The following is a 12,496-nucleotide window of genomic DNA, read 5'->3' on the forward strand; positions in this document are numbered from 1 at the left end:
ACAAGAAAAAGACCAAGTGCTGGTTACACTTTCGTACAGGTCATTGTGCAGGTCTCCGAACCACCTCCACCTCCGATGGTATAGGTCATCGTAAGGATGTTGCCCGATAATTGACCACTGCCTGAGAACGTGGCACTATTACCATTGATATCTACTTGCTGATTTGGAACGGATAATTGGCTACCACTCGCAGACGCATTAACAGCTGCACCATATCCACCAAAGTTGCTGATCAATACACGGTCAACACCTGATGACGATGTGGAGATCGTGATCTGGTAGGAGAAGTTACCGCTTGGGCAGCTTTCCGAAACATTATATGTGCTTATGAATTTGCTCCGGACCTGAGTTTTGCATTCTTCACCTTCATAACCACCAGCGCATACACAGGTGCCATCCGCGCAAGTACCGCCGTTCTCACAGTTCTTGTCTTTGCACGGATCTTTTTTACAGGAGGTGAATGTGCCTGTGCTGCCGATCAATAATATCGACATTAGGGTGTACTTCAACAATTTCATTTGGGTGAGTGCTTTTGTTTTTAGGTGGTTTTGATCTGGTCTTAACCGCTCAAAAATAGAACTATTTCGATCGCTCGACCCAAATGGACCCTTTATATCCCACGAAATGGGGATGCTCGTATATAGAGTTTACTCCCTGCACTTTGCACGTTAACGAAATAGTGCGAAATAGAATGTGAATATTTCGAAAAGAGCTGCCAACCGCACAATCCCGACATTTGCGCCTCCATGAACTTCATCGACCATATCCGTATAGAATGCCGCTCCGGTGCTGGGGGCAAAGGAAGTAGCCACTTGCGACGGGAAAAGTATATGCCCAAAGGCGGCCCGGATGGTGGTGATGGTGGCCGTGGTGGTCATATCATCGTGCGTGGAAACGGACAGCTTTGGACCTTGCTCCATATGCGCTACACCAAGCACGTAATTGCCGAAGATGGGAAAGTGGGCTATAGCAACCAAAGTTCCGGGGCGAGCGGCAAGGACCAGGTCCTTGAATTGCCTTTAGGCACCGTGATCAAGATCGAAGAGACCGGTGAGGTGCTCTGCGAAGTAGTGACCGACGGCGAGGAACATATACTCTTTCCCGGCGGTAGAGGAGGGCAGGGCAACCAGCATTTCAAAACGGCCACACACCAAACGCCGCGCTTTGCCCAACCCGGTGAACCCGGTATTGAGCAATGGGTGCTCATGGAGTTGAAGGTACTTGCAGATGTGGGTCTGGTCGGTTTTCCGAATGCGGGCAAAAGCACGTTGTTGAGCGTTGTGAGTGCAGCGAAACCCAAAGTGGCCGATTATGCGTTCACAACCTTGGTCCCGAACCTTGGTATCGTGAGCTATCGCGATCATAAGAGCTTCGTTATGGCGGACATCCCCGGTATTATTGAAGGCGCATCCGAAGGAAAAGGATTGGGCCTGCGATTCCTTCGGCATATCGAGCGGAACAGCGTATTACTGTTCATGGTTCCTGCGGATTCCAAGGATATTAAGGCGGAATACACCATTCTCTTGAACGAATTGAAGGCATACTCACCGGAACTCCTGGATAAGGACCGCGTGCTGGCCATTACCAAATGCGATATGCTCGATGCGGAAATGATGGAACAACTTGCACCAGAATTGCCAAAGGACATTGAGCACGTAATGATCTCCAGCGTTGCCGGAATGGGTCTTGATGTACTAAAGGATAAGCTCTGGGAAAAACTGCACGCTTGACCGCTATGGATCTTGTAAACAGCATCATCTCACTGGATCATGAGGCGTTCTTGTGATCAACGGGTTTCATTCACCGTTCTGGGATGCCGTCATGTGGCAGATAAGTGATCTATTCACGTGGATCCCGCTCTATGTTTTTTTCCTGTACCTGATCCAACGGAGATATGGATGGCGTGGTCTAGGCATTGCGGTACCAGTGATAGCGCTGATGATATTTCTTACGGATACGGGTTCGGTAATGCTGTTCAAGAACACGGTTCAGCGCTTGCGACCAAGTCATGTGGATGCGTTCAACAATAGTATCCATTTGCTGACCGGAAGTGATGGCCAATTGTACCGTGGCGGTGAGTTCGGTTTTGTTTCATCGCATGCAAGCAATCATTTCGGGATCGCTGTTTTCATGGCCGGATTATTATCCGGTATGCGCAAGTGGATCACACCTGCACTCCTCTTGTGGGCCGGCATTATTTGTTACAGTCGCATTTATCTCGGTGTTCATTTTCCTGCTGATGTGGTGGTAGGGGCGTTATACGGTGGCATCATTGGCTTTGGGTGTGCATTCTCGTACAAGCAACTGATGTTCAATTTCAACAAGTCCGGAAAATGAATACGTGGTTAGCGGTTTTTCTTGGTGGTGGAGCGGGAAGTCTGTTACGCTACGCCATTTCTCGTGGGGTGTTGTCACTGGCATTAAGGGCTTCTTTTCCGTGGGCAACACTCGCGAGTAATCTACTTGCAACCGTCCTTTTGGCGTATGTCATGATCCGCATGCATGCTCATTTACCCGGACGTGAACACTGGATGGCCTTGTTGGCTATCGGCTTTTGCGGTGGGTTCAGTACCATGAGCACATTCAATTTTGAGAATTATCAATTAATGCGTGATGGTTTTTATGGTTTCGCGGCGATGAACATCCTCGTAAGTGTCTTGGCCGGTCTATTGATCTTTTACTTTTTTGCACGTACCACATGATGGGTAATCTCGATCGGATCAAAAGCAATTCGATCCTATTTTGTGCAAGCTTGTTAGCGTGTATGAGAATGTACGGCCAAGATCCGGCATGGACAGAACCGCCGCGTTTGGTGGTTGGCATCGTCGTGGATCAAATGCGCGTGGATTACATCTATCGGTACTGGGATAATTTCGGCGATGGCGGCTTTAAGCGGTTGATCAACGAAGGTTCGTTCCAGCGGAATGCACAATTCGACTACGCCCCAACAGAGACAGGACCCGGACATGCCAGTATTTATACTGGAACCACACCCGCAGATCATGGCATCACGTTCAACGATATGTTCTTCGGTACGGATGATACCCTTAACTATTGTGTTAAGGATCAGAGTGTGAAGGGCGTTGGTTGTGGTGAAGCCTCCGGTCACAGTTCTCCACAGAATTTGATCGCTTCTACACTAGCGGATGAACTGGAACTTGCCACTGAGCGCAGGTCAAAGACGATCGGTATCGCATTGAAGGACCGCAGTGCCATTCTTCCGATCGGCAGGACCGGGGATGCCGCATATTGGTTCATCCCCGATGATGAAGGTGCGTTCGCCACCAGCACATGGTACCGGAATGAATTACCCGAATGGCTTATGGCCTTCAATGCTGAAAAAAGACAGATCAACTATCTACAGAACAAGTGGGATCTGTTGCTTCCTATTGAACGGTATCGCCAAGTGATGCCGGATGATAACCCGTACGAAGAACCCATCCCCGGAACCACATCGCCCACCCTCCCCATGGATCTACAGGCCATGTTCAAGGCAACCGGCTCAGCCGAAGTGATCAAGTATACTCCGTGGGGAAATACGCTTACTACCGATCTGGCGCTAGCTGCTATTGCGGGGGAAGAGCTTGGTGCGGATGACGTAACGGATCTGCTCGCCTTAAGCTATGGTAGTCCGGATGAACTTGCCCATGAATTGGGCCCACGCGCCGTGGAATTGGAAGATATGTACGTTCGATTGGACCAAGAGCTGAAGCGTTTGTTCGCCGAGTTGGATACGCGCGTTGGAACAGGCAAATACACAGTTTTCCTTACAGCGGATCATGGTGTAGTGGATGTGCCACAATACCTGAAGGACCTGAAAAGCAGTGCTGGGTATATTGATAAGAAGAGTGCAAGAAAGGGATTGAACGAGGCACTCGCCAAGCGGTTTGGTGAAGGTGAATGGGTACGATCGATCCGCCGTGGCCAGGTTTTCTTGAACGACTCTCTCATGCAGGCCCGAAAGATCATTCCGGAAGAGATCCAACGAGCAACGGTAGACCATATGCAGTTGGATCCAAATGTCATTGTCGCGCTGTCCGCTACGGATCTGGCACGTAACCAATATACCGACGGTGTAAGGCGTACAATTCAACGGGGCTTCATGGTTCAGCGCAGTGGAGATGTAGTGATGGTATATCGGCCAAATTATCTGGAGTCCTATTACGGAACTACGAAGGGGACAACGCACATGACCCCATGGAACTACGATACCCAAGTGCCTGTCATCTTTTATGGCCAGGGCATACGGCAAGGCGAGATCATGGAACGCACGTCCATTACGGATATCGTGCCAACGGTTTGTGCTATTGTTGGAATTTCATTGCCCAATGCCGCATCAGGGAATGTGGTGGAAAGGGCACTAAAGTGAATGCATACTCGTTCAACGAATGAGGGCGTATGAGGGTTGATCGAACACGCGGTATCTTGATGGACCGGATCCCGATCATACCAGGTCAGAGATCCAACGTGCTGTAACCCTTGCCCACCAAGACCTGTTAATTTTTTGACAATTCCATGTGGCTCTATCGTGAAAAACATAATTAGTTTGGTGCCATGATCGCTTGGGAAAAACCCGCATTTGGAAGTCCTTTCGAACTATGGCGTGAGGATGGTCTACTCCATTTGGTCCTTGCAAAAGGAGCCCGGTTGCAGATCCGCGATATGAAGGAGATGATCCGGTTGATCTCGGCTTTGGATCCTTCTGGTACCGCACCTGTTCTGTTGGAGTTCCCGGAAAATGCTTACGCGGAAGAACCCGCTAGGATCCTATTGAAAAGAGCGTGCAAGGCACAAGGTCATCCGGTTGCATTTTTTACGCATGACCAGAAGAGCAGGCGTCAAGGGGTGATGTTCCAGAAAATGAGCAGACCGGAATTTCCGTTCCGTGTTTTCGAATGGCGCCAGGATGCTTTGTTATGGGCCCAAGAGCATAAAGAGCTTGTGAAGGAAACGGTTTGAACCGTTCGCTCGAGGCCGTTTCGCTGGCCGTTTCCTTTGATAATGTTGAAAAGCGTGTTGCATTTTCTACGACCTTGGTCTGGAATATCAGCTCTGTACGGGGTAATTTTGTAGTGTGCAACAGCACGCTCCATATCGTCCGTCATACGGGTTCGGCCTGGTCACAGCAGCGCTGATCTCATGCTTTCTCCATGGCTCAATGATCGCACAACCGGTGCTGACCATGGAGTCCGTCGTGGAGCGAGGCAATGTCATCGTTAGTGCCAGTATCGATGATCCGGAAGCTCCAAAACCAGTATTCCAAGGCGTTTGGCGAGGTGTGCCCGGTGCATTGGCTGTATTTCAATTGCAACGAACAAGTGCGCCACGCGCTGATGTTCGTGTAATGCTGGATCGCCTTGTGGAAGCCGGACTGGGTGCGTACCTCGATGCCCATCTTCAATTTGGTCGATCAGGAGTAACTACGGACATTTCGGTTACGGAAATGACCTTGGAGATGAATTCCATGATCGCAGCCGCTGCCGAGGAACTTCAGGTATCCTTTCCAGTTGTTGGACTTACAGTGCCTACTGTAACGCAACTTCTGCACTTTGCGAGCATGGATTGGAGCGGGAATTCATCCCAGACTGCATCGGGTTCCAGCGACGATAAATACTTGGCGATCTATCATACGCTGAAAGCGCAGCGCACCGAATTGGATAGACAGATACGTGCTGATCTTATGGAGCTAGGTAGCGTTCTGGTATGGGGAGAACCGAATGACACAAGAGGAAATGTCTATCGAATTGCATCTACGTGCGGTACTGTTTTCGACGAGGATAATTTCTTGTGTGCACTTGACCTGAAACTGACTGATAGTGATATGGCTGCTGTCGACCCATCGATCGGGTTGACCGCTTTGAAGGCTTATGTACCGAAAACTCAGGTTGCACCAGAGGATACGGCCGAGGTTGTTTCTTACACCGGCAAGATCCGCAAGCGGGACCGTTGGCTAAAGACGGAACTTGACATGATCAACTCACGTCTGGATGATCTTGATCAACGTCGTGAACTATGGCAATTGCGAGATCGATTGGAAGATATTGAGGATCGTATTGTTGGATTGGAACTGGAGGTGCGCGATAAGATCGATCCACCGCAGCCTGAACAGGAAAATCCACTTGCCAAGCTCAGTGAGCTGGCCGGTAAGAATCTTTCAGTATCGTTCGATCGTAATTCCGCACTATTGGGCCAGGAACATTTTGTGCTTCTGAACGAGGTTTTCGAACAGTTGGCACGCCTACCGCAGGATCGTGTGCTGATCACCGGCTATACGGATGCCAGCGGATCGCCAAGTGTGAACCTTAAGTTGAGTGAACTACGCGCTAAGGCGGTACGCAACTATCTCTTGGAACGAGGCATTCATGCCGAACGATTGATGGTGAATTACTACGGAGATAGCCGCAGTATGGGCCGAGCGCCGGATGAACGACGCGTGGAGATCGAGTGGTTGGCGCGTTGAGGTATGGTCAGTCTTCGGCTTCTTCCAGGTCAGAAGGCTTGTACTGCATCCGGAAGAGCACCTCGAACGTAACGCCACCATTGGTTCGCACATGGAATGACCCATCCAGTTGATCGGCCATGGCCTCCACGATCTCCAAACCTAGTTTTCCAGGACCTTGACGTTGATCCTCGGATAGACCTCGACCATTATCCTTGACAACGAGACGGAACAGATCTCCTTCAACATTCGTTATTTGGATATCCACGTGGCCACCTGTAGCATATGGGAACGCATGACGGTACGTATTGCTTACCAATTCACACGCGATGATACCCAGTTCGATCGCTGTGTCCTGATCGGCCTTTAACCCATAGGTCGCTACCTCGTAACTAACAGCGTTACTTTCAGGCTTGTGCATTTCAGCCAATGAAGTGATCAGGTTGGTGAAGAACAATTGAAGATCCACGTTCCGTAGGTCCTGAAGTTCGTACAGTTTGTGATGGACAAGCGCGATCGTATCGATCCGTTGTTTGCCGCGCATGAACTCCTCCTTTACTTCTCCTTCTTCCAAACGGGCACTTTGTAAGTTCAACAGGCTACTTACGACCTGTAGGTTATTCTTTACCCGGTGATGTACTTCGCGGTTCAACACATCCCGCTCACCCAGCGCCTTTGCTAGTCGTTTTTCCTGTGCCCGTGTTCGTTTTTCCTGTTTTCGTATCAAGGAGATCTCAACTCCTCTGCGTACACGGACCCAACCCAAGAGAAAGGTGAGACCGGCCAATGCTATGAGCATGCCATACAACGTGTTCCGTTCAGGAGCCATCAATTTGCGAATGGTGGATAGATCGATGATCTCTCCGGTACAGATCGTCTGGCCGTTCAATTTATAAGGCGTTATCAGGCCTCTGAATCTCTTGCCCCCATGGCTGAATGTGCGCGGCCATTGAATCTGATCCGTGGTCCACGTGCGGCCAGCTTCTTGCTCAACCTCACGTAGAATGGGGTCCACTTGTGCAGAATCCGGCGTTGGTATCCGACGACCATCATTGCTTAGGATCATTGCTCCATAATGTCGCAGTGTTGTGGTTTGGGTCACTAATGCTTCCGATCTGGATAGGTCCACTTCGAACGCCAGAATGCGGTACGGGTCCGCATCCTCCCGTCCGCGGATCAACATGGAAAGCTGCATTACCGGATTTTCCGATCCCGAAGGGAAGTACATGTTCCATGCAGGTTCATTCCTCGCATCCTCCAGTGCTTTGCTGAACCAAGGCTGATCACGCGGGTCATAGTCCAGGTCCGAGATCCAAACGCTGTCGATCCTGCCTGACTGAGCGTTGTTGGCGACTTGGCCTTGGATCACCGAACCTCCGTTGGATCCTTCATCAGTAAGATGTAGTTGAAAGTCCAGACCATTTCTTACCAGGCCGATCTCATTTCCGCGCTCATCAGCAAGTCGTACCGCAAGGATCGGCCACTGTGAGTTCATTAATGGCCGCCATCGCTTTATATGATCAGTAGGTGTAAGTGAATCCAACTCTTGGACCGCAGCACATTCTTCCCGTAGGTCCGTACCCAATTCGTGGAACATGGCATCCAACCGGACGCGGTACAACTGTTGGGCACTTTCGAGACCCAGGTCCGCCACGACAATTACGCGCTGGTCCATTTTCATCCAACGCGAGCCGATGAATCCGAGCGTGGAGACCAGTAGCACAATTATGGCTACCACCAACCAACGTTCGAACTTTCTGCGCTTCTTCATGGATGAACTCTCCTACCAAATGCGATGATACGTGCAAGGCTGATCCGCGATCATTGTAATTTCTTGAGTACTGCAATGGTACGATCCACGTCGGTATCATCGATATCCAAATGCAGGACCATGCGCACCATATTGGGCCCGAATGCAGCAGCAATGATCCCGGATCCCTTCAGTTCTGTAAGCATTGAGCTTGCTTCACGCCCTCCGGCCAGCGTGAAAATAATGATGTTGGTTTCCACTGGCATAACATGATCCACATACGGAAGATCGGCGATCGCATCGCCAAGGGTTGTAGCACGAACGTGATCTTCGACCAAGCGATCCACATGATGATCCAACGCATAATGACCTGCTGCTGCCAGTATTCCTGCCTGTCTCATGCCACCGCCCAATCGCTTTCGTACACGACGGGCATTGGCCATTAGCACTTTGTTCCCAACAAGTATGGAGCCGACCGGCGCACCCAATCCTTTGCTTAAACAGATCGAGATCGTATCGAACCGCTTGCCCCATTCCTCCGGCTTTTCTTTGGTAACCGACAACGCATTGAAGATCCGCGCTCCGTCCATGTGCATTGCTAATCCATGTAATGAACAAACGGTTCGGATCTTATCGACCTCTTTCAAACTCCATACAGCTCCTCCTCCGCGATTGCAGGTATTCTCAATGTTCACCAAACGTGTTCGTGCCAACCATTGCGCATTCGGGTCGTTGATCGCAGCCGCTACATCTTCAGCAGTGAACCGACCGTGATCACTTGGTACGAACTTAACGCTGCAACCGCTCGTGGCCATTGTTCCACCTCCCTCGTATCTATAAATGTGCGCGCCTTCATCGCAAATAATTTCATCACCGGGATGCGTGTGTATATTGATCGCTATCTGGTTGGTCATTGTCCCACTTGGGCAGTACAGACCGGCTTCATGTCCAAAGAGTGCAGCAACACGTGCTTCCAACGAGTTGACCGTTGGATCCTCGCCGAAAACATCATCGCCGACGGCGGCATTCAGCATGGCCTTCCGCATTGCAGCAGAGGGTTTGGTAACAGTGTCGGAGCGTAGGTCGATCATAGTGGAGCGCAAGATAATTGAGAGCTTACCTTCTACGGCTCACCATAAGCAGATCCATTAGTGCTCGAACTCAAGATCGAATTAGTTACAGAAGTTCAGTTGATCAGTATCGACGCATAACATGTAAAAGGTGCCTTCAATGCCTTTTGATCAATTTAATGGGCAGTAATGCTGTAAAAACGATCTTGGAATGAGGACCTGCAGTTGGATGAAAGTTCAATCTTGGAACTGTTGAACTGGTCGTTCTGAAACTGGATCGGAGCTATTGTTCATTCATGTCGAAAAAATGACCGCACTGGCCGCAGGACATGCCGCGTTGAAATCCCAGTGGATAAGTGATAAAAATGAATGAGACCAAAAGATGCCCTATGCTTTTCCAATCCCGTGGACGACTGACCCCACTGGTTAGATCGGCTGAGCCACACCGCGGACATTTCATCTCCGCTTCATTTTCATCAAGATAAGGCAAAGACTCGCTTTCTGACAGCAATAGAATTGCAGACTCTCGATCCGAAGTACTCACTTTTAATTTTACTCCTCCAAGCGCATAACCCCAGAGACGGTTCAAGCTGATGGTATGCTCATCATTCACATATGCACCGATGCCCGCATTTTCCAAAATGCAACGGGCCAAGTGTGCTTCAATCGGGTCATCGTAGAAACGTATCGTTACTAGGTCGCGCTTCATCTGATCATTTCCTTCGGCTCACCATAAGCCCATCCCGTATTGGCAACAGCACATTTTCCACGCGGTCGTCTGTTTTTACTTTCTCGGCATAAGCATGTAAACCTTTGGTCTCACTGTCCATTTCGCTTTCTGGTGATAGCACTCGGCCGCTCCATAGTATGTTGTCAGCAATGATCAACCCTCCAGGTCGCATGCGGTCAATTATAAGATCGAAGTAGTTGCAATAGCTCGGTTTATCGGCATCGATGAAGACCAGGTCGAAGATGCCTCCAATGGTCGGTATCACTTCCGTTGCAGGCGCCAAATGTTGATGGATCCGATCATGGTAACCCGCTTTACGGACGTACCTATCCACCATCCCTGCAAGACGTGTGTTGATGTCTATCGTGTGGAGTTTGCCTTTTGTGGAAAGCCCTTCAGCCAAACACAAGGCGGAATAGCCCGTAAAGGTGCCTATCTCCAAGATCAAATGCGGTGACATCAACTTACTGATCATGCTCAAGAATCGGCCTTGCAGGTGGCCGCTAAGCATTTGCGGAAGTTCCACATTGTCTTTGGTTTCTGCCGTTAGTTCTTGTAAGTATGACGGTTCCGGAGAAGTATTCAATTCGGCATACGCCTCAAGGTCCGGAGATAGAAAATGCATGACTTAATGCTGAACTGAAAAGCGTTGAGTAACCCTGCCGACAGCCGTGTGCAAAGAAATGGTGTAAACGCCGTTCACGTAATTCGTTGTCGCAAGTTGAACAGTGTCCGATCCAGCGCGAACGCGATACAAGACCCGTCCATCAATTGCCGATATGGTCAGTTCGCTTCCGATCATATGTGGATGTATGGTAATGGTGAGTTGATCGGAGGTTGGTACAGGATACACTTGCAACGAGTTGATCGGGTCCTCTTCTTCGATCCCCACAACCATATCCAATCGCCACCAGTCGTTTCGGCGCATAATATCACCATCTAATCCAAGGCCATAGTAGAACGCATCGGCCCAGCTTTGTGGTCCGCTTATGCCAACACCAACGCCGCCACGCCGCACACCAGCAGGAAATGCGGGTAGTGGTTCCGTTAAACTATAACCGCCCCAAACGTCATCATGGAATATCTCTTGCTCTGTTGCGCCGCACGCTATTACGGAAACGTAACTGCCGCTGCCATCCGCACCCCATCGCGGTTCCGGAATGCTATCGCGCTGGTACCATGTCCCGGTTTCAAACGCACTAGGGTACTCCCAAACATCGCGCATGCCAACGTACGCACTGTCCGCTCCACCGATCAATAACAATCCTTCGCCACTTCCACGAACAGATGCAGCGCGGTGTCGCGGAGGGCCAGGCACATCACCGGTTGCCGTCCATGAATTGGTTTGAGAGTTGTACTTCCATGCTTCGTTCGTTGGTACTCCGCTCGCTAATATGCCGGTTGCAATGATGGCATCGGCCCACATCATACCCATACCAGCACAAGCGTAGCGCCCTTCCGCTGGTAATGATGCTTTCTGTTCCCATTGATCCGTTGCAGGATGGTAGGCCCACAATTCGTCCAATGCGCCATTCGGACCCTGACCACCGAAGACGTATCCCGTATCGGCAAGTGTGAACGTGGTGCAATACTGTCGCGGATCAGCAGGTAAGGGTGTAATGGTAGTCCATGTTCCCATATCCGGATCATAACAGAACCAGTCATTCATCAGCACCCAGCCGACGGCATATCCAGTACCAACATAGATCTTGCCGCCAACAGTGAATGCTGCAGCATCATCCCTAGGTGTTCCAGGAAAATCAGGGAGTTGGGTCCATTGCGCTTGGCAAACAGTGGAGGTGAAGAATGCCAGTAGTGTGAGGTGGTGCATTCTGTAAAGGTAGACGAGGCGATCAGAAGGGGCTGGCCAGTGAGTGAGGCTTATTGCTCATACATGACCTCCACTACATGTCGCGCCATTTCAGAACAAGGCTCAGTCTTCAGTGAGGCGATAAGTTGATAAAAGTGAACTCTTCCGATGCGGTCAACTCACTTTCCTGCAATTTCCTTTTGATTTGGATGATTCGGTCGGATCACCCAACTTCGCTCACCTAACGCCGACCATCATGAGATCCACCAAGCACATCGTCATCCTCTCGTTTGCCATGTTATTTATTGCTGCGTGTTCCAGCGAACCCAAGAATGAAACGCCTGAGCAGAAAGAAGAACGCGTAATGGATGAAGCAGCGGAATGCGACCCCTTGGTCGGTGAATTCCGCAACCTGATGGAGGAGTACGAAACAGCTTTGACTGAAATGGTCGCTGCTAAGAAAGTGGATGCGGAAAAGCAAAAGGAACTTTCCGCCAAGGCGAAGGACCTCAGTGATCGCATTCAACAACGAGGTGAAAAGGCGTTGGGCCTAAAGTGTTGGTCCGAGTTTAAGACCATTGGTGCAACTTATGGAATGCGCATAGCGAAGTTGGGTATGCAGGTAGCCATGATGGAAGGTGGCATGGAAGGGGTGGATCCGGAAATGATAGAACAGTTGCAGAAAGTGATGCAGTAG

General features: G+C 50.1%; 13 protein-coding genes. 7 read left to right on the forward strand and 6 right to left on the reverse strand.

Features of this window, described 5'->3' with window-relative positions; all coding sequences use genetic code 11:
- Positions 1–23: 23 nt before the first annotated feature.
- A complete protein-coding gene (locus IPF95_08505) occupies positions 24–518 on the reverse strand; it encodes a hypothetical protein (protein MBK6474740.1) in 495 nt (164 codons plus the stop codon).
- 228 nt (positions 519–746) lie between these two features.
- Between IPF95_08505 and obgE the strand changes: the two genes are divergently transcribed.
- The 6 genes from obgE (at position 747) to IPF95_08535 (ending at position 6,460) form a co-directional block, all read left to right on the forward strand.
- On the forward strand, positions 747–1,730 hold the full coding sequence (gene obgE / locus IPF95_08510; GenBank protein MBK6474741.1) for a GTPase ObgE: 984 nt from the start codon (positions 747–749) through the stop codon (positions 1,728–1,730).
- 91 nt (positions 1,731–1,821) lie between these two features.
- Complete coding sequence (locus tag IPF95_08515; GenBank protein ID MBK6474742.1) at positions 1,822–2,337, forward strand: phosphatase PAP2 family protein; 516 nt, start codon at positions 1,822–1,824, stop codon at positions 2,335–2,337.
- Positions 2,334–2,702, forward strand: a complete 369-nt coding sequence (locus IPF95_08520) for a CrcB family protein (GenBank protein ID MBK6474743.1) — start codon at positions 2,334–2,336, stop codon at positions 2,700–2,702. Before IPF95_08515 ends, IPF95_08520 begins: the two co-directional genes overlap by 4 nt.
- Positions 2,699–4,369: an alkaline phosphatase family protein gene (locus tag IPF95_08525; GenBank protein MBK6474744.1), complete on the forward strand. Its 1,671-nt coding sequence runs from the start codon at positions 2,699–2,701 to the stop codon at positions 4,367–4,369. The genes IPF95_08520 and IPF95_08525 overlap by 4 nt, the downstream gene beginning before the upstream one ends.
- A gap of 185 nt (positions 4,370–4,554) precedes the next feature.
- Positions 4,555–4,959: a hypothetical protein gene (locus IPF95_08530; protein MBK6474745.1), complete on the forward strand. Its 405-nt coding sequence runs from the start codon at positions 4,555–4,557 to the stop codon at positions 4,957–4,959.
- 199 nt (positions 4,960–5,158) lie between these two features.
- Positions 5,159–6,460, forward strand: a complete 1,302-nt coding sequence (locus IPF95_08535; GenBank protein MBK6474746.1) for an OmpA family protein — start codon at positions 5,159–5,161, stop codon at positions 6,458–6,460.
- A gap of 7 nt (positions 6,461–6,467) precedes the next feature.
- Here IPF95_08535 and IPF95_08540 read toward each other — a convergent pair whose 3' ends face one another.
- The 5 genes from IPF95_08540 to IPF95_08560 form a co-directional block, all read right to left on the reverse strand.
- Positions 6,468–8,210 (reverse strand): sensor histidine kinase, encoded by a 1,743-nt coding sequence (locus IPF95_08540; protein MBK6474747.1) that lies wholly within the window; start codon positions 8,208–8,210, stop codon positions 6,468–6,470.
- Between the two features lie 50 nt (positions 8,211–8,260).
- The gene (locus tag IPF95_08545; GenBank protein ID MBK6474748.1) at positions 8,261–9,280 is read right to left on the reverse strand and encodes an aminotransferase class I/II-fold pyridoxal phosphate-dependent enzyme; all 1,020 of its coding nucleotides are present in this window, start codon (positions 9,278–9,280) and stop codon (positions 8,261–8,263) included.
- Positions 9,281–9,542: 262 nt separating this feature from the next.
- Positions 9,543–9,968, reverse strand: coding sequence for a DUF2007 domain-containing protein (locus IPF95_08550; protein ID MBK6474749.1), 426 nt, complete (start codon positions 9,966–9,968; stop codon positions 9,543–9,545).
- A gap of 4 nt (positions 9,969–9,972) precedes the next feature.
- Positions 9,973–10,614 (reverse strand): O-methyltransferase, encoded by a 642-nt coding sequence (locus IPF95_08555; protein ID MBK6474750.1) that lies wholly within the window; start codon positions 10,612–10,614, stop codon positions 9,973–9,975.
- 3 nt (positions 10,615–10,617) lie between these two features.
- The gene (locus IPF95_08560; GenBank protein ID MBK6474751.1) at positions 10,618–11,820 is read right to left on the reverse strand and encodes a T9SS type A sorting domain-containing protein; all 1,203 of its coding nucleotides are present in this window, start codon (positions 11,818–11,820) and stop codon (positions 10,618–10,620) included.
- A 235-nt stretch (positions 11,821–12,055) separates the two neighbouring features.
- Here IPF95_08560 and IPF95_08565 point away from each other — a divergent pair, with 235 nt between their 5' ends.
- Complete coding sequence (locus IPF95_08565) at positions 12,056–12,496, forward strand: hypothetical protein (protein ID MBK6474752.1); 441 nt, start codon at positions 12,056–12,058, stop codon at positions 12,494–12,496.

The organism is Flavobacteriales bacterium (assembly GCA_016704485.1).
In the GTDB taxonomy this organism is placed as follows: domain Bacteria; phylum Bacteroidota; class Bacteroidia; order Flavobacteriales_F; family PHOS-HE28; genus PHOS-HE28.

Coding starts and splice junctions, on each gene's coding strand:
- IPF95_08560 (MBK6474751.1), bottom strand. CDS start 11,820: ATGCACCACCTCACACTACTGGCATTCTTCACCTCCACTGTTTGCCAA.
- IPF95_08515 (MBK6474742.1), top strand. CDS start 1,822: ATGTGGCAGATAAGTGATCTATTCACGTGGATCCCGCTCTATGTTTTT.
- IPF95_08540 (MBK6474747.1), bottom strand. CDS start 8,210: ATGAAGAAGCGCAGAAAGTTCGAACGTTGGTTGGTGGTAGCCATAATT.
- IPF95_08550 (MBK6474749.1), bottom strand. CDS start 9,968: ATGAAGCGCGACCTAGTAACGATACGTTTCTACGATGACCCGATTGAA.
- IPF95_08555 (MBK6474750.1), bottom strand. CDS start 10,614: ATGCATTTTCTATCTCCGGACCTTGAGGCGTATGCCGAATTGAATACT.
- IPF95_08565 (MBK6474752.1), top strand. CDS start 12,056: ATGAGATCCACCAAGCACATCGTCATCCTCTCGTTTGCCATGTTATTT.
- IPF95_08505 (MBK6474740.1), bottom strand. CDS start 518: ATGAAATTGTTGAAGTACACCCTAATGTCGATATTATTGATCGGCAGC.
- IPF95_08525 (MBK6474744.1), top strand. CDS start 2,699: ATGATGGGTAATCTCGATCGGATCAAAAGCAATTCGATCCTATTTTGT.
- IPF95_08545 (MBK6474748.1), bottom strand. CDS start 9,280: ATGATCGACCTACGCTCCGACACTGTTACCAAACCCTCTGCTGCAATG.
- IPF95_08520 (MBK6474743.1), top strand. CDS start 2,334: ATGAATACGTGGTTAGCGGTTTTTCTTGGTGGTGGAGCGGGAAGTCTG.
- IPF95_08530 (MBK6474745.1), top strand. CDS start 4,555: ATGATCGCTTGGGAAAAACCCGCATTTGGAAGTCCTTTCGAACTATGG.
- IPF95_08535 (MBK6474746.1), top strand. CDS start 5,159: ATGATCGCACAACCGGTGCTGACCATGGAGTCCGTCGTGGAGCGAGGC.
- obgE (MBK6474741.1), top strand. CDS start 747: ATGAACTTCATCGACCATATCCGTATAGAATGCCGCTCCGGTGCTGGG.